The organism is Deinococcus indicus (assembly GCF_002198095.1).
Classification (GTDB): domain Bacteria; phylum Deinococcota; class Deinococci; order Deinococcales; family Deinococcaceae; genus Deinococcus; species Deinococcus caeni.
Genome location: NZ_NHMK01000026.1, coordinates 16,047 through 37,500 on the forward strand (window position 1 = coordinate 16,047; position 21,454 = coordinate 37,500).

Annotated in this window: 24 protein-coding genes (1 of these 24 running past the window's edge); 10 read left to right on the forward strand and 14 right to left on the reverse strand. The window is 70.9% G+C overall.

The genetic code is table 11. The features are described from left to right. Positions 1-17: 17 nt before the first annotated feature. The gene (locus CBQ26_RS22035) at positions 18-188 is read left to right on the forward strand and encodes a hypothetical protein (protein ID WP_168174554.1); all 171 of its coding nucleotides are present in this window, start codon (positions 18-20) and stop codon (positions 186-188) included. A 176-nt stretch (positions 189-364) separates the two neighbouring features. Here the strand turns inward: CBQ26_RS22035 and CBQ26_RS16580 are convergent, their stop codons facing one another. Together CBQ26_RS16580 and CBQ26_RS16585 are read right to left on the reverse strand one after the other, a co-directional pair. Then, positions 365-865, reverse strand: coding sequence for a hypothetical protein (locus CBQ26_RS16580; RefSeq protein WP_088249758.1), 501 nt, complete (start codon positions 863-865; stop codon positions 365-367). Continuing rightward, a complete protein-coding gene (locus tag CBQ26_RS16585; protein WP_088249759.1) occupies positions 862-1,644 on the reverse strand; it encodes an FAD-binding domain-containing protein in 783 nt (260 codons plus the stop codon). The genes CBQ26_RS16580 and CBQ26_RS16585 overlap by 4 nt, the downstream gene beginning before the upstream one ends. 96 nt (positions 1,645-1,740) lie before the next feature. On the opposite strand from CBQ26_RS16585, the gene CBQ26_RS16590 reads away from it, so the two are divergent. From CBQ26_RS16590 to lepB, 3 genes are read left to right on the forward strand one after another with little or no spacing between them, the layout of a single operon-like run. Further along, a complete protein-coding gene (locus tag CBQ26_RS16590; protein ID WP_308430603.1) occupies positions 1,741-2,070 on the forward strand; it encodes a PadR family transcriptional regulator in 330 nt (109 codons plus the stop codon). Continuing rightward, a complete protein-coding gene (locus tag CBQ26_RS16595; protein WP_172418136.1) occupies positions 2,067-2,402 on the forward strand; it encodes a hypothetical protein in 336 nt (111 codons plus the stop codon). The genes CBQ26_RS16590 and CBQ26_RS16595 overlap by 4 nt, the downstream gene beginning before the upstream one ends. Beyond that, the gene (gene lepB / locus CBQ26_RS16600; RefSeq protein ID WP_244898066.1) at positions 2,399-3,091 is read left to right on the forward strand and encodes a signal peptidase I; all 693 of its coding nucleotides are present in this window, start codon (positions 2,399-2,401) and stop codon (positions 3,089-3,091) included. Before CBQ26_RS16595 ends, lepB begins: the two co-directional genes overlap by 4 nt. On the opposite strand, the gene CBQ26_RS16605 is transcribed toward lepB, so the two are convergent. From CBQ26_RS16605 to aceE, 4 genes are all read right to left on the reverse strand, one after another. Beyond that, positions 3,080-3,922, reverse strand: coding sequence for an isocitrate lyase/PEP mutase family protein (locus CBQ26_RS16605; RefSeq protein WP_088249761.1), 843 nt, complete (start codon positions 3,920-3,922; stop codon positions 3,080-3,082). The genes lepB and CBQ26_RS16605 overlap by 12 nt on opposite strands. Then, positions 3,919-5,316 (reverse strand): DNA-3-methyladenine glycosylase 2, encoded by a 1,398-nt coding sequence (locus CBQ26_RS16610; RefSeq protein ID WP_088249762.1) that lies wholly within the window; start codon positions 5,314-5,316, stop codon positions 3,919-3,921. Before CBQ26_RS16610 ends, CBQ26_RS16605 begins: the two co-directional genes overlap by 4 nt. Positions 5,317-5,447: 131 nt before the next feature. Continuing rightward, complete coding sequence (aceF, locus tag CBQ26_RS16615; RefSeq protein WP_088249763.1) at positions 5,448-7,205, reverse strand: dihydrolipoyllysine-residue acetyltransferase; 1,758 nt, start codon at positions 7,203-7,205, stop codon at positions 5,448-5,450. Between the two features lie 87 nt (positions 7,206-7,292). Beyond that, a complete protein-coding gene (gene aceE / locus CBQ26_RS16620) occupies positions 7,293-10,019 on the reverse strand; it encodes a pyruvate dehydrogenase (acetyl-transferring), homodimeric type (RefSeq protein ID WP_088249764.1) in 2,727 nt (908 codons plus the stop codon). A 146-nt stretch (positions 10,020-10,165) separates the two neighbouring features. Here aceE and CBQ26_RS16625 point away from each other — a divergent pair, with 146 nt between their 5' ends. Next, entirely contained in the window at positions 10,166-11,062 is an 897-nt protein-coding gene (locus CBQ26_RS16625) for a LysR family transcriptional regulator (protein WP_088249780.1), read from the forward strand. A 57-nt stretch (positions 11,063-11,119) separates the two neighbouring features. Here the strand turns inward: CBQ26_RS16625 and CBQ26_RS16630 are convergent, their stop codons facing one another. Then, positions 11,120-12,340 (reverse strand): TCR/Tet family MFS transporter, encoded by a 1,221-nt coding sequence (locus CBQ26_RS16630; RefSeq protein WP_088249765.1) that lies wholly within the window; start codon positions 12,338-12,340, stop codon positions 11,120-11,122. A 139-nt stretch (positions 12,341-12,479) separates the two neighbouring features. Here CBQ26_RS16630 and uvrB point away from each other — a divergent pair, with 139 nt between their 5' ends. Continuing rightward, positions 12,480-14,495, forward strand: a complete 2,016-nt coding sequence (gene uvrB, locus CBQ26_RS16635; RefSeq protein WP_088249766.1) for an excinuclease ABC subunit UvrB — start codon at positions 12,480-12,482, stop codon at positions 14,493-14,495. Positions 14,496-14,565: 70 nt separating this feature from the next. On the opposite strand, the gene CBQ26_RS16640 is transcribed toward uvrB, so the two are convergent. Then, entirely contained in the window at positions 14,566-15,096 is a 531-nt protein-coding gene (locus tag CBQ26_RS16640; RefSeq protein ID WP_088249767.1) for a hypothetical protein, read from the reverse strand. A gap of 234 nt (positions 15,097-15,330) precedes the next feature. Continuing rightward, the gene (locus CBQ26_RS16645; protein ID WP_088249768.1) at positions 15,331-16,575 is read right to left on the reverse strand and encodes a uracil-xanthine permease family protein; all 1,245 of its coding nucleotides are present in this window, start codon (positions 16,573-16,575) and stop codon (positions 15,331-15,333) included. Between the two features lie 193 nt (positions 16,576-16,768). Here CBQ26_RS16645 and CBQ26_RS16650 point away from each other — a divergent pair, with 193 nt between their 5' ends. From CBQ26_RS16650 to CBQ26_RS16665, 4 genes are all read left to right on the forward strand, one after another. Then, positions 16,769-17,200, forward strand: coding sequence for a putative dsRNA-binding protein (locus CBQ26_RS16650; RefSeq protein ID WP_088249769.1), 432 nt, complete (start codon positions 16,769-16,771; stop codon positions 17,198-17,200). Next, on the forward strand, positions 17,197-17,862 hold the full coding sequence (locus CBQ26_RS16655) for an HAD family hydrolase (RefSeq protein WP_342351784.1): 666 nt from the start codon (positions 17,197-17,199) through the stop codon (positions 17,860-17,862). The genes CBQ26_RS16650 and CBQ26_RS16655 overlap by 4 nt, the downstream gene beginning before the upstream one ends. Before the next feature lie 37 nt (positions 17,863-17,899). After that, on the forward strand, positions 17,900-18,241 hold the full coding sequence (locus tag CBQ26_RS16660; RefSeq protein ID WP_088249770.1) for a YraN family protein: 342 nt from the start codon (positions 17,900-17,902) through the stop codon (positions 18,239-18,241). A 128-nt stretch (positions 18,242-18,369) separates the two neighbouring features. After that, the gene (locus CBQ26_RS16665) at positions 18,370-18,684 is read left to right on the forward strand and encodes a hypothetical protein (RefSeq protein WP_088249771.1); all 315 of its coding nucleotides are present in this window, start codon (positions 18,370-18,372) and stop codon (positions 18,682-18,684) included. A 118-nt stretch (positions 18,685-18,802) separates the two neighbouring features. Here CBQ26_RS16665 and CBQ26_RS16670 read toward each other — a convergent pair whose 3' ends face one another. The 5 genes in view from CBQ26_RS16670 to CBQ26_RS16690 are tightly spaced (at most 54 nt apart) and all read right to left on the reverse strand, a layout consistent with a single transcriptional unit that may run on beyond the window. After that, positions 18,803-19,297, reverse strand: coding sequence for a hypothetical protein (locus CBQ26_RS16670; protein ID WP_244898067.1), 495 nt, complete (start codon positions 19,295-19,297; stop codon positions 18,803-18,805). Between the two features lie 54 nt (positions 19,298-19,351). Next, positions 19,352-19,891, reverse strand: a complete 540-nt coding sequence (folK, locus tag CBQ26_RS16675; protein WP_088249773.1) for a 2-amino-4-hydroxy-6-hydroxymethyldihydropteridine diphosphokinase — start codon at positions 19,889-19,891, stop codon at positions 19,352-19,354. A 3-nt stretch (positions 19,892-19,894) separates the two neighbouring features. Further along, positions 19,895-20,257: a dihydroneopterin aldolase gene (gene folB / locus CBQ26_RS16680; RefSeq protein ID WP_088249774.1), complete on the reverse strand. Its 363-nt coding sequence runs from the start codon at positions 20,255-20,257 to the stop codon at positions 19,895-19,897. After that, entirely contained in the window at positions 20,254-21,189 is a 936-nt protein-coding gene (folP, locus tag CBQ26_RS16685; RefSeq protein ID WP_229844090.1) for a dihydropteroate synthase, read from the reverse strand. Before folP ends, folB begins: the two co-directional genes overlap by 4 nt. Beyond that, on the reverse strand, positions 21,186-21,454 hold the 3' end of the coding sequence (locus CBQ26_RS16690) for an ImmA/IrrE family metallo-endopeptidase (RefSeq protein ID WP_088249783.1). Its footprint extends 505 nt past the window's final position; 269 of the gene's 774 nt are visible here — the last part of the coding sequence; the start codon falls outside the window, past its right edge; it ends in the stop codon at positions 21,186-21,188. Before CBQ26_RS16690 ends, folP begins: the two co-directional genes overlap by 4 nt.

The window sequence follows — 21,454 nt, forward strand, 5'->3', positions numbered from 1 at the left end:
GGCATGAGGTTCAAACAGTGAACGCGCCCGCATGGCGCATCTGGCTGGTCGTGGCGCTGGTGTGCGGCTGGGGCATCCTGACCATTGTGTTCGCCTCCCGGCAGGAATGGCTGATGACTGCCCTGTGCGCCGCCCTGATGATCAACAACGGCGTCACCCTCTGGCGCCTGACCCGGCAGGGCAAGTAACGCGACCGGGACCGGACCTCATACGGACTCTGATCGAGGGGGCCGCAAAGCCCGTTCAATCAGAGCGAAACGCCTCGTAGCGCTGCCTCGCAGAGCAGGAGAAAAATACCCCTCCGAGCGTGGGGCCGCCAATCCGGAAGTTCACCGGATTGCCGGCGAAACAAACGGAACCCGTATTAGCGGCGTTCCTGGCGGTGGCCGCGCCGGGGGAAGTCCGGGGCGGGTTCGCCATGCAGGACCTCGCGTTCCACCTTCTTCCAGAAGCCGAAGAAGCGCCGCAGGGGGCCGTCGAAACTGGTCAGGCGTTCCGGTTCGTGAATAATGATCCGCAGGTCCGGGCGGGCGGCGCGCAGGCCGTCCACGATGCGGGCAAAGTCCGGCGTGAAGTTCCGGGTGACGTGCAGCTCGGCGGCGTGGTGCGCCCCGGCGAAGGCGGCGAGTTCGTCCGGCACGGACCCCACGCGGATCTCGGTCGGGCCGGCGCGGTGTGCGGCGAGGTCCCGCACGCCCTGGTACATGAACGCCAGACGCGGGAACGCGACCGGGACCGCCTGAAGGAACGGGCGGTCGAACACGAACAGCGCCGGGGCGTCCGGGCAGGCGCTCAGGGCGGGGTCCGTGACGGACAGGCTGTCGCCGTGAATCCACACGACCCGGCGGACCTGGGGGGCGGTCATGGCTGCGTCCCGAACAGCTGCGTTTCGAGTTCCCCGTAAGAAGCGCGGAACGGACACTCGGCCCGGCACGTACGGCACCAGCGGCCGCCGCTGTACCGATCGATGTTCTCCTGGTTCATGAAGTACGGCTTGTTGCTGAAGGTGCTCGCCACCCACTGCCACGACAGGGCGTTGTTGGCAATGTCCCCATCGAGCAGGTGCTCGCGGAACAGGGCGTACCCGGCCCGCCAGTCCACGCCGCGCCAGTGAACCAGATACGCCGCGAACCACAGCCGCTCGTGGTTGTGCATCCACCCGTCCCGGACGAGGTGCGTGACCCAGGCGTCCGCGCAGGGCAGCCCGGTGCGGGCCTCGCGCACGTCGTCCGGCAGGGTGCCTACCCAGCGGGCCGGGTACTTGGGGTCCTCCAGATTTCCCAGGACCCGCGCACCCTCCTGACGCAGCACCAGCCGGTAGAATTCCGCCCAGGTCAACTGCCGCAGGAACTCATCCCGCTCGCGGCCCCGCATGACGGCGCGGGCGTGCGCGGCCACCTCACGCAGGCCCAGCATGCCGTGACGCAGGTACATGCTCAGGCGCGACACGTTCCCACCCAGGAAATTCCGGCCCGCGTACCCCTGCCCCGTCCAGGCCTGCAGGGCCGCCAGTCCCGCCGTGCGGCCCCCCGCGCGGGCCGGAAGGCGCGGTTCGCCCGTGTACAGGCCGGCCAGGGCCTCGCCCAGCACGCGGGGCAGCCGGTCGTCCGGCAGGTCGGGCGGCAGGCGGACGGGGTCGCTCATGCGGTCAGGATGCCCGGCCCTACCCGGCCACACCGTACGCAGCGGCACAGCCGAGGAAGGGGGACGGAGTCCACCATTCTCACATACTGATATCAGATGCTGATATTCATGGATAGGAATCTGTTCAAGGGCAACCTGGACCTGATCCTCCTGAGCGTCCTGGAAAGCGAGGGCGGCTACGGGCAGGACATCGCCAAACGCGTCAGTGCCGTCACGGAGGGCCACATCACCCTGAACGCCGGCAGCCTGTACCCGGCCCTGCACCGGCTGGAGAAGGCCGGGTTCCTGAGCGCCGCCGAGACGACCCCCGCGCGTGGCGGCCCCCCGGTCCGCACGTACACCCTGACCGACGCGGGCCACGCCGAACTGCGCCGCCGCCGCGACTCGTACCGTTCCTTCGACGCGGCCCTGCGGAGCCTGTGGTGACGCCCCCCGCCGTTCAGGCGTACCTGCGCCGCGCCACGCGGCTGCTGCCACCTACCGCCGCCCGCCGGGTCCGGGCGGAACTGCACGGGAACCTGCACCAGAGCATGCTGGACGCCCGCCTGCGCGGCCTGAACGAACCAGACGCCTGGGCGGCCGCCCTGACTGAGGCTGGCCCGGCCCTGCCCGCCGCCCTTCACCTAGCCCGCACGCACACGCTGGGCCTGGCCTTGCGCTGGCTGCTGGCCGCCGGCCTGCTCGGCGGGGCCGCGTACGCCATGCAGGGCACCCACCCGGCCGCGATCACCCCCGCGACCACGCAGGCGCAGCCGTGACCCCCGCCCGCCAGAACAGCCGCCTGAACCGCCTGTGGCGCGACTGGCTGTCCCCGCTGGCGTTCGCGCTGCTGATGACGCAGTTCGGCGCGACCGCCGTGCGCGTGGACGGCGTGAGCATGCTCCCCGGCCTGCGCCACGGCGAGACGCTGCTCATCCCGAAAATCGAAGGCTGGGCGCACACCCTGGGCGCCGGCACCTACGCGCGGGGCGACACCGTGGTGTTCAAACCACCCCGCAGCGCCACGCAGGAATGGACGCGCACGTACCGGGGCGTCACGCTTCCCTGGGCGTACCGCCCGTACCTCGTCAAACGCGTGATCGGCCTGCCCGGCGACACCGTGCAGGTCCAGGCGGGCACCGTCCTCGTGAACGGCCGACCGCTGAACGAACCCCGCAACACCGCGTACTGGAGTGGGGCGTGCCTCGACACGACCAGCCCCCTGGCGAACACGCCGCCCGTCACCGTCCCGGCCGGAACGTACTTCGTGATGGGCGACAACCGCAGCCCCGGCGGCAGTCTCGACAGCCGCGTGTTCGGCCCGGTCGGCACCGCCGACATCGCCGGACGCGCCTTAGCCAGCATGTGGCCCCTGACGGTGCCCGGCGTCGCCACAGCGCCCTGCGCACAGGAACACCAGGACGGCCCGCAGCAGTGGAATCCACGCCTGCTGCGCTCAGGCGGGTGAGCGGCTGAACCAGTCCTGAACCGTCCCGAAGGTCAACGCGCCGGCCGGGTCGAGGGTGCCCTGTTCGCGGAGGCCTGCGCTCAGGGCGGCGGCGTGCCCCACGGCCGCCAGGAACAGCGAGGGGCCGGTGCTGACGCGACTGGCCCCGGCGCGCAGCAGGGTGTGGGCGTCCGGCCCGCCGGGGACGTGCATGACGGCCAGCGGGCCGCCCAGGCGGTCACGCAGCGTGCGGAGGGTAGGCGGGTCGGTCAGGCCGGGCACGAACACGCTGTCCGCCCCGGCGCGCAGGTAGGCGCGGCCCCGGCGGACCGTCTCGTCCAGTCTGTCGGCGTCGGTGTCGCCGTACCCGCTGAGGTACGTATCCGTGCGGGCGTTCAGGTACGCGGGAACGCCCAGTACGTCGGCAGCGGCGCGTGCGGCGCGCAGGCGGTCCACCTGCTCGTCGGCGGGCAGGAGGGGCCGGTCGGGCTGCCCGCTGGCGTCCTCGAGGTTCAGGCCCGCCGCACCCAGGTTCAGGGCGGCGCGGACCGTGTCGGCCACGCCCTGCGGCGTGTCGGCGTACCCGCCTTCCAGGTCGGCGGTGACGGGCACGGTCACGGCGTTCAGGAGGCGTTCCAGCGCGGCCAGCAGGGTGTCGCGCGGGGCGACCTGTCCGTCCGGGAAGCCCAGGGCGAAGGCCACGGCGGCGCTGCTCGTGCCGATGGCCGGACTGCCCGCCTGCTGGAGCGCGCGGGCGCTGACGGCGTCCCAGGCGCAGGGCAGGATCAGGCCGCGTTCGTGCAGGGCGCGCAGGCGGTGGGCGTGCTGGGGCTGGATTCGGGCTTGGGTCATGGGGTGTCTCCGGGAGGGTCAGGGATGGGCGGCCGGGCGTGCCACAGGCGCAGGACCGCGTGGCTGCGGTGAGGGGCGAAGGGTTCAAGGAGGCGCTGCACCTCGGCGGGCGTGGGGCGTGCGGGCAAGCTGTGCGCGCGGCGCAGCGCGGCGGCCAGGGCGGCGTCCGTGCCGGGCACGATGTCCGGGAAGCCCAGCACGCGCAGCAGCACGTACTCGGCGGTCCACGGGCCGATGCCGGGCACGGCCAGCAGGGTGCGGCGCGCGGCGCCCACCGTGCCGCGTGCCAGCGCCGCGAGGTCCAGTTCCCCGCGTGACACCCGCCCCGCCAGCCGGCGCAGCAGCGCGGCCCGCGCGCCGGTCAGGCCCAGGCTGCCCAGTTCGGCGGGCGTCAGGGCTGCCACGGCCTGCGCGGTGGAGGGTGCGCGCAGGCCGTCCCCGGCGGGCAGGCCACAGCGGTCCACCAGTCGGCGCCGCAGCGTGCAGGCCTGCCGGAACGTGACCTGCTGACCCACCACAGCCCACACCAGCCCGTCGAAGAACTCCGGCACCAGCGGAACAGGCCGCGACAGGCCGCGCAGGCCCAGCGCCCGCTCCGTCAGGGCGTGCAGGGTCAGCCAGTCCGGACCGCTCAGGGCCTCCGGACGGGCCGGCTGCACCCGGACTTCCCGGCCCTCGAACTGCACGGTCACGACCTGCGGCCCACCCGGCAGGGTCCACGCGAACGACACCCCGTCCTCGCCCACCAGTCCCGTCACGCCGAGCGGATCGCGGCCCAGGTCGCGGCGCACCAGTTCCAGCGGGTACGTGGCGGGCAGCGTCAGCCGCAGCGTGCCGGCCCGCGCCGCCGCGCGCAGCGCCTGCGGGGTCAGGTGCATCACCCGCCGGAACTGCGCGCCGAACGCCGACAGGCTCCCGAATCCCACCGCGAACGCCACCTGCGCCGCCGTGTCCGCCGAGGTCAGCAGGCGCGCGGCCGCCAGTTCCACCCGCCGCCGCGTCAGCCAGTCGGCCGGCCGGCACTGGAACTGCTCACGGAACAGGCGGTGCAGCGCGCTGCCGCTCAGGTTCAACGCTCGGGCCAGCGCCTGCACGGACCCCACACCCGGCACGTCCACCCGCGCCAGCGCCGCCGTAAAGGTCGCCTCCTCGACCGGCACGCCCGACTGGAACGCGTCCGGCTGGCAGCGACGACACGCCCGCAACCCCGCCGCCCGCGCTGACGCCGCGCACGGGTGGAACACCACGTTCCCCGCCAGCGGTTTGCGCGCCCGGCAGGACGGCAGGCAATAGATCCCGGTACTCGTCACGCCCGTGTAGAACAGCCCGTCGAACGCCGCGTCACCCGCGAACATCCGCTCCAGCATGAATTCCCGCGTGAACGTGACCGTCATGCCCGCATTGTCACGGGTGCAGGGGGCGGCCCTCTACCGGAATCCTCCACCGCAATTCCCGCCACGGCAAACCCCCGCCGCGCGGACGGGGGTCTTCTCTCTTGCCTTCAGCCTTCTGCCATCGGCCTGCGTTACAGCGAGATCAGGAAGGGGTCTTCGAGGCTCTCGCAGATGAAGCGCACGAAGCGGGCGGCGTCGGCGCCGTCGATCAGGCGGTGGTCGTAGGTGAGGCTGAGGGGGAGCATGTTGCGGGGTTCGAACGCGCCGGTTTCTTTGTTCCAGACGGGTTCCATGCCGCCACGGCTCACGCCGAGGATGGCGACTTCGGGGCTGTTCACGATGGGCGTGAAGGCGTGCCCGCCGATCCCGCCGAGGTTGGAAATCGTGAAGGTGGCGCCCTGCATCTCGTCGGGTTTGAGTTTGCGGTCGCGGGCCCGGCCGGCCAGTTCGCTCAGTTCGAGGACGAGTTCGGTGATGCTCTTGCGGTCGGCGTCCTTGACGACGGGGACGAGCAGGCCGACGGGCGTGTCCACGGCGACGCCGATGTTCACGAAGTCCTTGTAGATGACCTGCTGGGCGTCGAGGTCGAGGCTGGCGCCGAATTTGGGGAACTGACGCAGGGCGTTCGCGACGACCTTCATCAGGATGTGGGTCATGGTGAGTTTGCCGCCGGCCTTCTCGACGCGCGCGCCGAAGCGTTTGCGGGTCTCTTCCATCAGGGTCACGTCGGCCTTGTCGAAGTGCGTGACCATGGGGATCGCGGTGCTGGCGGTCATGGAGCGCACGGTGGCCTTGCGGATGCCACTCATGTCCTCGCGAGTCACGCGGCCCCACTTCTCGAAGTTGGGGAGGGGCGCGGCGGCCACGGCAGGCGCGGCGGCAGGGGCGCTGGCCTGCGCGGTGGCGGGCGCGGTGACAGTGGGGGTGCCGCCGGTGCGGCGTACGTCCTCCTCGCTGATGCGGCCGGCGATGCCGGTGCCCTGCACGGCGTGAATGTCCACGCCGAGTTCGCGGGCGAGGCGGCGGACGCTGGGCGCGGCGGGAACGACGTTGCGGCCGTCGAAGGTCTGGGGGTTCTGCGTGCCGGACTGCCTGGGGGCGGCGGCCTGCGCGGCGGGCGCTCCGGCGGGCTGGGCCGGTGCGGGTGCAGGGGCGGCCGGTGCAGCCGGGGCGGGGGCAGGTGCAGCGGCGGGCGCGGCCGCGGCGTTGCCGCCGCCCAGCGTGGCGATCACGCCGCCGACCTTCACGGTGTCACCCACGGTCACGCTGACGCTCTGCACGGTGCCGCCTGCGTTGGCGGGCACCTCGACGACGGCCTTGTCGGTTTCAATCTCGATGACAGGCTGGCCCTCGGTGACGGTGTCGCCGGCCTTGACGAGCACGGTCACGACCGTGCCCTGCTCGATGTTGTCACCCACGTCCGGCAGGGTGATCTGCGCGCCGCCGCTGGCCGGGGCCGCGCCGGTCTGGGCGGCATTGTCCTGGGCGGCGCTGTCCTGGGCCGGGGCGGTCGTGCCGGCCTGTTCTTTCTGCGCGGCCTGCTGCGCCTGCGCGACCCGGTTGGCCTGATCGGCGTCGCTGGACGTGCCGGTGCTCTCGGCCTGCGCGGCCTCGTTTCCGCCGCCCTGGCTGGAGGTGGCCGGGGAGGCACCTGCGCCGCCCAGGGTGGCGATCACGCCGCCGACCTTCACGGTGTCGCCCACGGTCACGTTCACGGCTTCCACAGTGCCGGCGGCCTCGGCGGGCACCTCGACGACGGCCTTGTCGGTCTCGATCTCGATGATGGGCTGGCCCTCGGTGACGGTGTCGCCCGGTTTGACGAGCACGGTCACGACCGTGCCCTGCTCGATGTTGTCGCCCACGTCGGGGAGTTTCAGTTCAGTCGCCATGATGGTTCTCCTTCGGAGAGGTGGTGATGGTTGATAGGAGAAGGTTGATGGTCGACGGGTGTTCCATCAACCATCAACTGTCACCCTTTAACGCAGGACGGGAGCGTCGCGTTCCGGGTCGATGCCGAGGTCGGCAATCGCTTTCGCCACGACGTCGCCCTTGATCTTGCCGTCGCGTTGCAGGGCGTACAGGGTGGCCAGGACGACGTGCTTGGTGTCGACCTCGAAGAAGTCGCGGAGTTCCTCGCGGGCCTCGCTGCGGCCGAAGCCATCGGTGCCGAGTGTCCAGAGTTTGCGGTCCAGGTGGCCGTTCAGGCCGTCCGCGCCGAGCTTGATGTAGTCGCTGACGCTGATCAGGACGCCGGGGGCGTTCTCCTTGCTCAGCTGCTGCGCCACGTACGGCACGCGGGGTTCCTCGGTGGGGTGCAGCATGTTGTGACGCTGGGCGAGCAGGGCGTCCTGGTGGAGTTCCTTGTAACTGGTCACGCTCCACAGGTCGGCGGCCACGCCGTACGCCTCGAGGGCCTTGACGGCTTCCTGCGCGGCGCCCATGGCGGGGCCACCCGCGAGGATCTGCGCCCGGAGTTTGCCCTTGTGCGCGCTCTTCTGCAGGCGGTACAGGCCGCGCACGATGCCCTCGCGGATCTCCTCGTGGCTGCGGCCGTCCGTGGGCATGGCGGGCTGCACCTCGTTCTCGTTGTCGATGGTGACGTAGTAGAACTCGTCGATGCCGTCCACGTACATGCGCTGGATGCCGCTCTCGATGATCACGGCCAGTTCGTACGCGAAGGCCGGGTCGTAGGTTTTCAGGTTGGGCACGACGTACGCCTGGAGGTGGCTGTTGCCGTCCTGGTGTTGCAGGCCCTCGCCGGCCAGGGTGGTGCGGCCGGCGGTGGCGCCCAGGATGAAGCCGCGAGCGCGCTGGTCGGCGGCGGCCCACACGAGGTCACCGACGCGCTGCATGCCGAACATGGAGTACAGCACGAAGAACGGGATGGTCGGCACGCCGTGGTTGGCGTACGCGGTGCCGGCGGCGATCCAGGAGGCCATCGCGCCGTCCTCGGTGATGCCCTCTTCGAGCATCTGGCCGTTCACGCTTTCCTTGTAGGCCATCAGGCTGCCGGAATCGACCGGGGTGTACGTCTGCCCGCGCGGGGAGTAGATGCCGATGCGGGGCACCAGGGCGTCCATGCCGAAGGTGCGGGCCTCGTCGGGCACGATGGGCACGACCAGTTTGCCGATCTCCTTGTCGCGCAGCAGTTTGCTGATGATCTGCACGGCGGCCATGGTGGTGCTCACCTGACGGTCGCCGCTGCCCTTGGCGAACTCCTCGTAGAACTCGCCGTTGGGGATGGTGGGGTGCGGGTACTCGACCCGGCGGGCGGGGATCGGACCGCCGAGCGCGGCGCGGCGTTCGAGGGCGTACTTCACTTCCGCGCTGTCCGGGCCGGGGTGGTAGTACTCCATGTGCTCGACCTGCTCGTCGGTCAGCGGGAGTTCCAGCGTGTCACGCAGCGACTTGAGGGTGTGGAAGTCGAGTTTCTTCACCTGGTGGGCGACGTTGCGGGCCTGGGCGCTCTCGCCGAGGCCGTAGCCCTTGATGGTGCGCGGGATGATGATGGTGGGGCTGCCCTTGTGCTCGGTGGCGGCCTTGTACGCGGCGTAGATCTTGTGGATGTCGTGCCCGCCGCGGTTCAGGAGTTCCAGGTCGGCGTCGCTCCAGCCGTCGATCAGGGCCTTGAGTTCCGGGGTGTTGAAGAACTTCTCGCGCAGCTCCTTGCCGCCGAAGGCCGCGTAGCGCTGCGACTCGCCGTCCACCAGCAGTTCGAAGCGTTTGACGATGGTGCCGTTGTAGTCCTTCTGCAGCAGTTCGTCCCACTTGGAATCCCAGATGACCTTGATGACGTTCCAGCCGGCGCCACGGAACAGCGCCTCGAACTCCTGGATGACCTTGGAGTTCGCGCGCACCGGGCCGTCGAGGCGCTGGAGGTTGGCGTTCAGCACGAAGATCAGGTTGTCGAGGTTCTCGTACGCGGCAAATCGGATCGCGCCGATGCTCTGCGGCTCGTCCATCTCGCCGTCACCCAGGAACGCCCAGACCTTCGCGTCGCCCTTGGGTTTCAGTTCGCGGTTCTCGAGGTACTTGATGAAGCGCGCCTGGTAGATCGCCTGGATGGGGCCCAGGCCCATGCTGACGGTCGGGAATTCCCAGTAGTCGGGCATCAGCCACGGGTGCGGGTAGGAGCTGAGGCCCTCGCCGTCGGGTTGCAGTTCGCGGCGGAAGCGGTTCATGCGCGCCTCGTCGAAACGGCCCTCCAGGAAGGAGCGGGCGTACACGCCGGGGCTGGCGTGGCCCTGGTAGAAGATCAGGTCGCGGTCCTGCCCGGCGCCGTGGCCGCGGAAGAAGTGGTTGAAGCCCACCTCCAGCAGCTCGGCGGCGCTGGCGTACGTGCTCAGGTGGCCGCCGATGCCGTCGCTCTTCTTGTTGGCCTTGATGACCATGACGACGGCGTTCCAGCGGATGATGTTGCGGATCCGGCGTTCAATCTCGGGGTCGCCGGGGTACTCGGGCTGCGCGTCGGCGTCGATGGTGTTGATGTACGGCGTGTTCTGCTTGAACGTGATGGGCGCGCCGTGGAAGTACGCGTAGTGGTCGAGTTCCTCGAGCAGTTCCGCCGCGCGGTTGTCACCGGCGTTCGCGAACACGTACGCCAGCGAGTCGAGCCACTCCTGCGTCTCCACGGAGTTCAGCTTCTCGCGCTCCTGCGCGCTCATGCCGGTGCGGGGCGGTCTGTTCGGAGGAGATGAGGTCATGCCAGCAGTCTAGGCCCCCCTGTTCCACACTTCCAACAGGGGATTCTCACAGGATTCACCACTGGTACTGGTGGGTTTCCGGAGTTACGCTGGAGGGCAATGCCCACGCCGCCCACCCCCAGCCCGTCCGCCCCGGCCGCCACATGATCGAACTGCGCCACCTGCGGCACTTCGTCGCCCTGGCCGAGGAGGAACACTTCGGGCGGGCCGCCGAACGGGTGTTCGTGGTGCAGCAGGCCCTGAGCAACTCCATCCGCAACCTGGAGGAGGAGGTCGGGGTGCCGCTCGTGCTGCGCACCACCCGCCGCGTGCAACTCACGCCCGCCGGGCAGGAATTCCTGGTCGGGGCGCGCGAGACGCTGCTGCTGGCCGGGCAGACCGTGGAACGCGCCCGCCGCGCCGCGCGGGGCGAGGTGGGCCGCCTGACCGTCGGGTTCGTCAGCGGTCTGGCGTTCGGGGGCCTGCCGGAAATCGTGCGCCGCTTCCGCGAACTGTACCCGAACGTCAGCGTGGACCTGCGCGAACTCACAGCCCAGGAACAGGAAGCCGGGCTGCGCGGGGGGCAGATCGACATCGGCCTGATGCTGCTCCCGGTCCGCGACCCCACCCTGGACTCGCGGCCCCTGTGGCGCCAGCCCCTCGTCGCGGCCCTGCCCGCCGAACACCCCCTGGCCCGCAAACGCCGCCTGAAGATCAGCGACCTGAGCGGCGAGAACTTCGTGTTCTTCCCCCGGCAGCTGCGCGCCACGTACTTCGATCAGGTCATGCGCTGGTGCGCCGCGTCCGGCTTCACGCCGCACGTCGTGCAGGAAGCCATCGAGATCCCCACCCTGCTGTCCCTGGTCGCGGCGGGCGTCGGCGTGTTCCTGCCCATCGAGTTCTTCAGCCGCCTGAGCCTGCCCGGCGTAGTGTACCGCCCCGTCGAGGACGCCCCCACCGTCGAGATCGTCGCCGTGTGGCGGCGCGGCGATGGCGCCAGCCCGGTCGTGCGCGCCTTCCTGACCGTCGCCGAGGAGGTGCTGCGGGAGGGCAGTGGGAAATAGGCAGCAGGCAGTCAGTTGTGGGCTTGCCGTTCACCATCAACCATCCTCCATCAACCATCAACCCTGCGTCGGCCGCCCCGTGTCCGGCATGCCGCGCAGCACGCCCAGGATCAGCAGCGTGCCCGCCACGGACAGCAGCGCGCCCATCAGGAACGCCGCGCCGGGGAAACCGTGCGTGAGGCCGTAGGCGTACACGGCCGTCGCCAGGACCGGCCCGACCACGGCGACCAGGGAGTTCAGGCTGGTGATCGCACCCTGCACGCGGCCCTGCTCGGATTCGCTCACCTGCCGGGAAATCAGGCCCTGAATGGCCGGGTTGGCGAGGCCCCCCAGGGCGCCCACGACCAGTGAGGCGTACAGCAGCGCGCCGCTGCGGGCCACGCTGAGCACCAGGAATTCCAGGATGCTGGCGACCAGTCCGGTCATGATGGTCCGCCGGTCCCCGAAGCGCGCGATGAACGGCCCGATCAGGCCGCCCTGCACGGCGGCCGTGAGCAGCCCGAAGAACGCCAGCGCCACCCCGTTCTGCCCCGGCGTCCAGGTGAGGACCCGTTCGGTGTACAGCACCCAGGTACTGAAGATCACCTGCCCCGCCAGGCCCAGCAGCACGAACGTCAGCGCCAGGGACCGCAGGATCGGATACTCCCCGAGCGCCTTCAGCGGCAGCAGCGGGTTCAGGTCCGCGCGCCGCATGGCCTTGCCACGCGCACTGACCGGCAGCGACTCGGGCAGCACGAACAGGCCGTACAGCACGTTCAGGCCCGTCAGGGCTGCCGCGACCATGAACGGCACCCGCAGCCCGTACTCGCCCAGCAGGCCGCCCAGCGCCGGCCCCAGGATGAAGCCCACCCCGAACGTCGCGCCCAGCAGCCCGAAGTTCTTCGCGCGGTCCTCGGGCGGCGACACGTCCGCGATGTAGGCGTTCGCGACCGTCAGGCTCGCCCCGGTGATCCCCGCCAGGATGCGGCCCACGAAGAGCCACGCCAGATTCGGCGCGAACGCCAGCAGCAGGTAATCCAGAGCCATGCCACTCAGGGCGAACAGCAGCACCGGCCGCCGCCCGAAACGGTCACTCAGCACCCCCAGGATCGGCGCGAAGATGAACTGCATCACCGCGTACGCCGCCGTCAGCAGCCCGATCGTCCGCGCACCCGCCACCTCCGACCCCGCCAGTTCCTTCACCAGCCCCGGCAACACCGGAATGATCAGCCCGATCCCGATGATGTCGATCAGGGCGGTCAGCAGAATGAAGATCAGGGCAGCAGGACGGGCGCGCATGACGGGCAGTGTACGGCGCGCAGGTCAAGGTTCCCTTCAGCCATCTCGCTTACCATCCACTTACGTCCGGGGCGTAAAATACGGAGATTCGTTCGGGCTGCGCCCGCCCCCTGCCCTCTCCCCCACCCCCGGAGGTCCCATGCTCAAGGTCCAGTCGAACTTCACGCCGTCCGGCGATCAACCCACCGCCATCCGCTCACTGGTCGACGGCCTGGACTCCGGCCTCCGGTTCCAGACCCTGCTCGGGGCGACCGGCACCGGCAAGACCTACTCCGTGGCGAAAGTCATCGAGGAAACGGGGCGCCCGGCGTTGATCATGGCGCCGAACAAGATCCTCACCGCGCAGCTGGCGTCCGAGTTCCGGGAGTTCTTCCCGGACGCGGCGGTGGAGTTCTTCATCAGTTACTACGACTACTACCAGCCCGAGGCGTACGTGCCGGGCAAGGACCTGTTCATCGAGAAGGACGCCAGCGTGAACCAGGAGATCGAGCGGCTGCGGCACTCCACGACGCGCAGTCTGCTGACGCGGCGCGACACGATCGTGGTGGCGTCGGTGAGCTGCATCTACGGCCTGGGCGACCCGAAGGAGTACACGGCGCTGAACCTGATCCTGAAGAAGGGCGGGCAGGTCAGCCGGGACGAGATTCTGGGGCGGCTGGTGAACATGCAGTACGAGCGCAACGACATCGAGATGATGCCGGGCCGGTTCCGTGCGAAGGGCGAGATGATCGAGGTGTGGCCCGCGTACGACGAGCAGCCGCTGCGGATCGAGCTGTGGGGCGACGACGTGGAGCGGATCACGGTGGTGCATCCGCTGACGGGGGACCGGCTGGCGGAGCTGGACGCGACGGTGGTGTACCCGGCCAAGCATTACGTGAGCAGCGCGGGGAACATCGAGCGGGCCATCGTGACCATCCAGCAGGAACTGGACGAGCGGCTGGAGTACTTCCGGTCGACCGGGAAGCTGCTGGAGGCGCAGCGCCTGAAAGAGCGCACCCTGTACGACCTGGAGATGCTGAAGGTGCTGGGGTACTGCTCGGGCATCGAGAACTACTCGCGGCATATCGACGGGCGCGCGGCGGGGCACACGCCGTACACCATGCTGGATTACTTCCCGGACGACTTCGTGACGTTCATCGACGAGTCGCACGTGACGGTCCCGCAGATCGGCGGGATGGCGAACGGCGACCGCGCCCGCAAGCAGACGCTGGTGGATTACGGCTTCCGCCTGCCAAGCGCGATGGACAACCGCCCGCTGAACTTCGACGAGTTCATGAGCAAGACCGGGCAACTGGTGTTCGTGTCGGCCACGCCCGGCCCGTACGAGCGCGAGCACAGCGACTCGGTGGCGGATCAGATCATCCGCCCGACCGGGCTGGTGGACCCGCCCGTGACGGTGCGGCCCATCAACGGGCAGATCGAGGACCTGCTGGGCCGCGTGCGCGAACGCGCCGCGAAAGGCGAACGCACCCTGGTCACCACGCTGACCAAGCGCATGTCCGAGGACCTGACCGAGTACCTGCTGGAAAAGGGCGTCAAGGCGCGCTACATGCACAGCGACATCGACAGCGTGGAGCGTCAGGTCATCATCCGCGACCTGCGGCTGGGGCACTACGACGTGCTGGTCGGCATCAACCTGCTGCGCGAGGGCCTGGACCTGCCGGAAGTCTCGCTGGTCGCCATTCTCGACGCCGACAAGCCCGGCTTCCTGCGCTCCGAACGCGCGCTGATCCAGACGATCGGCCGCGCGGCCCGCAACGTGAACGGCGAGGTCATCCTGTATGGCGACTCGGTCACGCCCGCCATGCAATTCGCGATGGACGAGACGCAGCGCCGCCGCGAGAAGCAGACCGCGTTCAACGAGGAGCACGGCATCACGCCCACCACCGTCATCAAGGGCGTGCGCGACGTCATCCGCGGCGAGGAACAGCCCGACGAGGTCACCTCCGAGAACGTCGGCACCGACCGCGACGCCCTGACCGCCCAGCTCACCGACCTGGAGCTGGACATGTGGCAGGCGTCCGAGGACCTGGACTTCGAGCGGGCCGCCAGCCTGCGCGACCAGATCCGCGCCATCGAGGCCAGGTTGCAGGGCAAGGAGTTCAAGCAGGCGACCGTGCCGGGGCAGAAAGTCCGGTCACGCGGGCGGCGCTGAGCGCCGCGGAACACAGGCGGGCCGCCCCGGAAACGTGGGCGGCCCGCCTCTTGGTGGATGCAGCCTGGATTCAGCGTTTCAGGGTCAGGGTGCAGGTTCCGGCGGCCACGCCGGCCTTGCGGACGGCCTGCACGAATTCGTCGGCGTTGCGGGGCTCGTCGGTGGCCGCGTCGAGCTTCGGGATGTACGACTGGAGCGTGTCCAGGTCGCCGCTGAGCAACACGCCGCGCGCGCCGCTGCCCTCGACCATGCCCAGGCACATGTGGATGTCGGTGTCGTCGGTCATGCCGGTCAGGACGTCCGTAGCGATAATCAAGCGGTCCTCGGGTTGCCAGCTGAAGAGGCCCTTGTCCGCCTCGAAGTCCCAGCCGTCGTCCCACTCGGGGGCCTGGGCGCTCAGTTTCAGTTCGCGGCTGATGCGTTCGCCACCAGCGGCGGTGCCGGTCATGACCCAGGTCTGGCCGGGGCGGACCAGGGCGTTGGCGGGCAGGGCTTTCGGCGTGCCGAAGGGCGTCACGGCGCGCGGGGCGGCGTTACCGCTGCCGGCGTGGGCGAGGGGCGTGAGGGTCAGCAGGGCGGCCAGAACGAGATGTCGTTTCATGACCCCGAGCCTAGCAACGCGCGCCCCGGCCCGCTGCCTCATTTGACAGACCGGGCCGGGGCGCGGGACACCTTCATACGGACTGCCGTCTGTTTCGCCAACAATCCGGAACGTCACCGCCCCTGCCAGCTCCACGTCCGGAGGGGCGTTTCTCTCCCACTCTGCGGAGCAGCTCTCCGAGTCGCATCCGCTCGGACCCAGCGGGCTTTGCAGCCCATTCAACCGGAGTCCGTATCAGTGCAGGGTACGTTCCGGTGGGCCGTCGGCCTCGTCGCGCTGGCGGGGCAGGATCAGGTTGGCGACGATGCCGGTCAGGGCGGCGAGCGCCATGCCGGACAGGCTGAGGCTGGTGCCGCCCACCGTGACGGGGAACGCCGCGCCACCCAGCCCGAGGACCAGGATCAGGGACACGATGATCAGGTTGCGGCTGTGCGCGAAGTCAATGCGGGCCTCGCTGAGGGTGCGGATGCCGACCGACGCGATCATGCCGAACAGCAGGATGCTCACGCCGCCCAGCACGCCCTGCGGGAGGCTTTTCAGAACAGCGGCGAGTTTCGGGGAGCAGCCGAACAGCACCGCGAACGCCGCCCCGATCTGCAGGACGCGCGGGTCGTACACGCGGGTCAGGGCCAGGACGCCGGTGTTCTCGGCGTAGGTGGTGGCGGCGGGTCCGCCGAGGGCGGCGCTGCTCATGTTGGCGATGCCGTCGGCGAACAGGGTGCGGCTCAGGCCGGGTTTCTCCAGGAAGTTCTTGCCGACGACGCGGCCGTTCACGATGACGTCCCCGACATGTTCGATGAACGTGACGACCGCGACGGGCGCGATGATCGCCACGGCCCGCCAGTCCAGGGTGGGCGCGTGGAAGTCCGGGAGGCCCAGCAGGGGCGCGGCGGCGATGGCGTCCAGGCCCTCCCGGCTGACCTGCCCGGTGAGCAGGGACACGGCGTACCCGGTGACGACGCCGATCAGGATGGGCAGCATGCGGAACAGGCCGCGTCCCCACAGGCTGGCGATCACGGCGGCGGCCAGCGTGACGAGGGCCAGCCACCAGTTCGTCTTGGCCTGGTTCACGGCGACGCTGCTGAGGCCCAGGCCAATCACGATGATGACGGGGCCGGTCACGACGGGCGGGAACACCCGCAGCAGCCGGTCCGTCCCCAGGAGTTTCACGAGGCCGCTGAACAGCAGGTACATGGCCCCGGCGGCGATCAGGCCACCCCCGGCGGCGGCGGGGCCGAATTCCTTGACGACCAGCGCGGTGGGCGCGATGAACGCGAACGAGCTGCCCAGGAAGATCGGCACCTGCCCGCGCGTGAGCAGGTGGAACAGCAGCGTGGCGACGCCCGCGCCAAACAGCGCGACGCTGGGGGACAGGCCCACCAGGATGGGCACGAGGACGGTCGCGCCGAACATGGCGACCGAGTGTTGCAGGCCCAGTACGACGCGGCGGGCGGGATCTTGGACGGTGGGTGTGGTCAAGGTGGAAAACCTCCGGAGGCAGGGCGGCGGCCCCCGCGCCATGCTGGGCGGGGTGGGGTGGGTGCGGGCAGGGGGTGTCCGCGGTGGGTTGCTCCGGGCGCTCAGCCTAGCGCACGGGCGCGGCGTGTGGGGCGGTGGGTTGTGGGGCGGCGGGTGTGGCGTGGCGCGGCGGCGGGACGCTACGCTGGGCGGCATGAATGCCAAGGGTGATCTGATCGCGCGGGCGCTGACGCTGGGGCTGGGCGCGCCCACCTTCGAGGCCGAGACGCACGGCCCCCCGCACGACCGCCGCTTCCGGGTGACGGTCCGGGTGGGCGGGCAGGTGCTCGGCGGGGGCGGCGAGGGCCGCAGCAAACGCGACGCGGAACGCGTGGCGTCCGAATCGGCCCTCCAGGCCCTGGACGGGACCGCGCCCACCATCCCGCACGGCGCGCCCCCCACCCAGGAACGCTGGCCGATCTACGGGGCGGTCCTGGCCGGCGCGCTGGACGCCGCGCTGGAGTTCGCGCCCGAGGACGCCACGCTGGACGACGTGCGCGTCCGGGCCGCACGAATGTACCGCGACCTGCTGCGTGACCTGGGGCACGGCCCGGACGAACTGGACAGCCCCGGAGAGGCGCTGTGAGCGGCTGGCCGTGGCGTCCGGCGGGCGTGCTGTTCGACATGGACGGCGTCCTGACCGACAACAACCTCTTTCACCGGCAGGCGTGGCAGGAGGTGGCGGCCAGCGTGCTGGGTCTGACCCTGTCCGAGTACGACCTGGATACCAAGGTGGACGGGGGTCGCAACCCGGAGATCATCGAACGCCTGACCGGCACCTACCCGGACGGGGCGCTGGCCGCACGCTTCCATGAGGCCAAGGAGGGCCGCTACCGGGAACTCGCGGCGGGCGCGCTGCGGGAGGTGGCGGGCCTGAGCGCGTACCTGGACGCCCTGGACGCGCGCGGCATTCCGTTCGCGCTGGTCACGAGCGCCGACCGCGTGAACGTGGAGTTCGGCATGCAGGCGCTGGGTCTGGGTGGCCGCTTCGGGCCGCGCGTACTGGGCGAGGACGTCACGCGCGGCAAACCGCACCCGGAGCCGTTCCTGCTGGGCGCCGCGCGGCTGGGCCTGGACCCGGCCGCCTGCCTGGCGCACGAGGACGCCGTGAACGGGGTGCGCAGCGCGGCGGGCGCCGGGTGCCGCGTGGTCGCCCTGACCACCACCGTGCCCGGCGCGGCCCTGCGCGAGGCGGGCGCGGAACGCACGGCGCCGGACTTCACGGGCTGGGCGGGCTGGCTGGCCTGATGGGACGCGGGGCGCGGGTCGCGGTCGGAGGTCCGGGGTGAAGGGCGCACCCGCCGAGGACCGCGCCGCCGCGTTCCTGACCGGCCTGGGCCGCGAGGTCCTGGCCCGCAACTACCGCATTCCGGGCGGTGAGATCGACGTGATCTCGCGCACCCCGGAGGGCGTGCTGGTGTTCACGGAGGTCCGGCAGCGGGGCGCGTCCCGCTTCGGCAGCGCCGCCGAGAGCGTCACGCCGCGCAAACTGGCCCTGATGCACCGCGCCGCCCTGACGTACCTGACGCGCGAACTGGGCCGCGACGACCTCCCCTGCCGCCTGGAGGTGCTGACCATCGACGGCCCGGCGGCGACCGGCACGCTGCGCGTCATTCCCCTGGACTGATACGGATTCCGATTGCAGGGCGTGCAGAGTCGTTCAATTCGAGCGGAGCGATTCGTGGAGCTGCCCCGCAGTGTGGGAGCAGGACGGCAGCGGGCGGGTGCCGGCGGTCATGCTCTAGAATCGCTGTCATGAGAAGCGCGTACCTGACTGCTGCCCGCGCCCTGCAACTGGGGCGTGAATGGGCGGTCGAGGGGGATCAGCGCCGCGCCCTGTCGTCGTACGCCGAGGCGCTGGACCTGCTGACGCTGCTGCCGCCGGAACGCACGCGGGACGTGCTGCTGGCGCACACGCACCTGGCGTTCTACCAGACGCTGGAACTGGTGGGGGCGCCCGGCAGTCAGCGGCACCTGCAACTGGGCGTCAGTTACGCCCGCAGCACCCGCGATCCCCTGGCCCGCGCGATTGCCGAGGAATGCCTCAGCGGCCTGGAAGTGGTGATGTAGCACGCCTCACCCGGTCGTGGGGGGATGGGGGCGGGTGACAACCGATTGGCCCGACGAGCCGGAACGTGAGCAGGCCGCGTCCTGTGTGGGCGCGGCCTGCGGTGCGGGAGGAGGCTGGTTACTGGCCGGGCAGGCTGAGCTGCGCGGTGGTCTTGCCGGTCTCGCGGTCGTGGGTGCACTGCAGGGGCAGCTGACCCAGCGTGTTGACGCGCCCGCCGCTGTGGACGGAGACGGTCGCGGGGGCGGTCAGGCTCCAGCCGCCGCCGTCGATGGTCTGGGTGGCGCGGACGATCTCGACCGGTTCGGCTTCCAGGTCGGCGTGGATGCTGTCGCCGGCTTTCAGGGGGGCGCTCTGTTCGATCAGGGTCTTCAGGGGGATGCTCTGGCCGGCAGCGCCGACCGTCAGTTCGTCGGTGTCGTGCGTGAGTTCCTTGCAGGCCTCGATGAACTTGTACTTGCTGATGCCGTTGGCGTCCCGGTCGCTGTAGATCGGGTTGTTGCGCACGGCGGTGGCGGTGACGAAGCCCAGGAGGGTCACGCTCAGGAGGATGGCAACCCACAGCAGCGCGCGGCCTGCGCCTCCGTGGCCGGTGGTTTTGGTGTGCTCACTCATGTCGCCTCTCAGCATAGCGTCCCGGCGTCACGGGAACGGCGTGGGGGGTGACGGTCAGCTGGGCGGCGGGGCAGGGCGGGGGCGCAGCCAGCCGGGGTCCCGCCGGCCCAGTTCGGCGGTGCCGAGCCGGCGCAGGGCGTCCCGCACGCTCTCGCCGCTGACGGGGCAGCGCAGGTCCGGGTTCAGGTCCCGCAGGGGGCCGAGCACGAAGGGCCGCTCCCAGGCGCGCGGGTGCGGGAGGGTCAGGGCGGGATCATGGCACGTCAGGTCCGCGTACGTGATCAGGTCCAGGTCCAGGGTGCGGGCCGCCCAGCGTTCGTGGCGTTCCCGGCCTGCCTGGGCTTCCAGGGCGTGCAGCGCGCCGAGCAGCGCGGCGGGGGGCAGGGTGGTCCGCAGTTGCGCGACGGCGTTCAGGTAGTCGGGCTGGCCGGGTGGGCCGCCGACGGGCGCGGTCCGGTACAGCGCCGACACGCCCTGCACGCGGCCCAGCGCGCCCAGTTGCGTGACGGCCCAGCGCAGCGTGCGCAGCGGGTCGCCCAGGTTCGCGCCCAGCGCGATGAAGGCGTCGGCGTGCGGCGGGTCGGGCGCGGTCATGGGTCAGCTTCCGGCGCGGCTGAGGGTCAGTTCCGTGAACACGTCCCGGAACACGCCGGGCAGCGGCGCGAAGGGCTTGTGGACGCGGACCGTCACGGCGGTCAGGGCCGGGTGGTCGCGCAGCAGGCGGCGGCCGATGCGGGCGGTCAGCACCTCGATCAGCTGGTGGCGGGTGCCCGTGACCTCCTCCTGGATGGCGGCGTAGACGCTGGCGTAGTTGACGGCCTCGTTCAGGTCGTCGTTCAGGTCCGCGAAGGCGTAGTGCAGTTCGGCGTCCACGACGAAGCGGGCGCCCAGGACCGCCTCGGTGTCGTACACGCCGTGCCGGGCGTGGAATTCCAGTCCCTGGAGGACGACGCGGCTCACGCGCGCTCCGTGTCGGTGTGGTGCATCACACCCGAGTCTAGCGTCCGCCGCGGCCCGGGCGGCCGCGTCCGGTCCCCGCCGCCCAGGGCAGCCTGGACTCGCAGCGCCTGGACGTGCGCGGCGGCGGCGTGCGCGCGGACCACGGCGGCCCCGCAGCGGGCGGCGTGCAGGTGCAGGGCCAGCGTGCCGGGGTCGCGGTCGGCGGCGTGCGGCACGCTGGCCATGAAGTCGATCAGGCGCTTGCGGCTCGCGCCGATCAGGACGGGGTGCGGACCGGCCGTCAGGTCCGGCAGGGCGCGCAGCAGGCTCAGGTTGTGTTCCAGCGTCTTTCCGAAGCCGATGCCGGGGTCGAGCAGCACGTCCGGCACGCCGGCGTCCAGCGCCTCGCGCGCCTGCGCCCGCAGGTAACCGTGGACTTCCGCGACCACGTCGGCGTAGTGCGGCGCGGCCTGCATGGTCTGCGGGTCGCCCTGCATGTGCATCACGCAGGCGGGCGCGCCGGCCTCGGCGCACACGCGGCGCATCTGGGGGTCGCGCAGGCCGGTCACGTCGTTGATCAGGTGCGCTCCGGCCCGCAGCGCCTCGGCGGCCACCTCGGGCTTCATGGTATCCACGCTGAGCAGCACGTCCGCGCTCCTCAGGGCGCGGATGACCGGCAGCACCCGGTCGAGTTCCTCGTGGGCGGGCACCGGGGCCGCGCCGGGCCGCGTGCTCTCGCCGCCGATGTCCAGGATGACCACCCCGGCCTCCCGCATGGCCTGCGCGGCGGCCAGGGCGTCTTGCAGGGCCGCGTGGCGCCCGCCGTCGCTGAAACTGTCCGGCGTGACGTTCAGGATGCCCATGACGGCCGCGCCGGTCCAGCGCCACTCCCAGCCGCGCGGGGTGCGCTGCGCGCCGGGGGCGGGGCGCCCGAAGGTCAGGCGGTGCGTCACGCCTCGTCCCGCGCGGCGGGCCGGTCCGGCAGGCGGAAACTGACCAGCACGCGTTGCCGGTCCGGGAAGGCGTCCACCTGGGCCGGCATGCGCCGCCCGGACCGGAACGGCACGTAACTGTCCTGCACGATGGGCAGCCGCGTATCGAGCGCCACGGCGACCGGGTGGTCGTCCGGGACGGGCGTGCCGGGCCGCAGGCTGTACTTCACGCCGGGCGCGCCGCCCGACACGCGCACGGTCAGCACCTTCCCGGCGGGCCCGTCGT

What these genes read in the sequence shown, in the direction of transcription:
- CBQ26_RS16580 (WP_088249758.1), bottom strand. Translation starts at nt 865, where the DNA reads ATGACCGCCCCCCAGGTCCGCCGGGTCGTGTGGATTCACGGCGACAGC.
- CBQ26_RS16585 (WP_088249759.1), bottom strand. Translation starts at nt 1,644, where the DNA reads ATGAGCGACCCCGTCCGCCTGCCGCCCGACCTGCCGGACGACCGGCTG.
- CBQ26_RS16590 (WP_308430603.1), top strand. Translation starts at nt 1,741, where the DNA reads ATGCTGATATTCATGGATAGGAATCTGTTCAAGGGCAACCTGGACCTG.
- CBQ26_RS16605 (WP_088249761.1), bottom strand. Translation starts at nt 3,922, where the DNA reads ATGACCCAAGCCCGAATCCAGCCCCAGCACGCCCACCGCCTGCGCGCC.
- CBQ26_RS16610 (WP_088249762.1), bottom strand. Translation starts at nt 5,316, where the DNA reads ATGACGGTCACGTTCACGCGGGAATTCATGCTGGAGCGGATGTTCGCG.
- aceF (WP_088249763.1), bottom strand. Translation starts at nt 7,205, where the DNA reads ATGGCGACTGAACTGAAACTCCCCGACGTGGGCGACAACATCGAGCAG.
- aceE (WP_088249764.1), bottom strand. Translation starts at nt 10,019, where the DNA reads ATGACCTCATCTCCTCCGAACAGACCGCCCCGCACCGGCATGAGCGCG.
- CBQ26_RS16630 (WP_088249765.1), bottom strand. Translation starts at nt 12,340, where the DNA reads ATGCGCGCCCGTCCTGCTGCCCTGATCTTCATTCTGCTGACCGCCCTG.
- uvrB (WP_088249766.1), top strand. Translation starts at nt 12,480, where the DNA reads ATGCTCAAGGTCCAGTCGAACTTCACGCCGTCCGGCGATCAACCCACC.
- CBQ26_RS16640 (WP_088249767.1), bottom strand. Translation starts at nt 15,096, where the DNA reads ATGAAACGACATCTCGTTCTGGCCGCCCTGCTGACCCTCACGCCCCTC.
- CBQ26_RS16650 (WP_088249769.1), top strand. Translation starts at nt 16,769, where the DNA reads ATGAATGCCAAGGGTGATCTGATCGCGCGGGCGCTGACGCTGGGGCTG.
- CBQ26_RS16665 (WP_088249771.1), top strand. Translation starts at nt 18,370, where the DNA reads ATGAGAAGCGCGTACCTGACTGCTGCCCGCGCCCTGCAACTGGGGCGT.
- CBQ26_RS16670 (WP_244898067.1), bottom strand. Translation starts at nt 19,297, where the DNA reads ATGAGTGAGCACACCAAAACCACCGGCCACGGAGGCGCAGGCCGCGCG.
- folK (WP_088249773.1), bottom strand. Translation starts at nt 19,891, where the DNA reads ATGACCGCGCCCGACCCGCCGCACGCCGACGCCTTCATCGCGCTGGGC.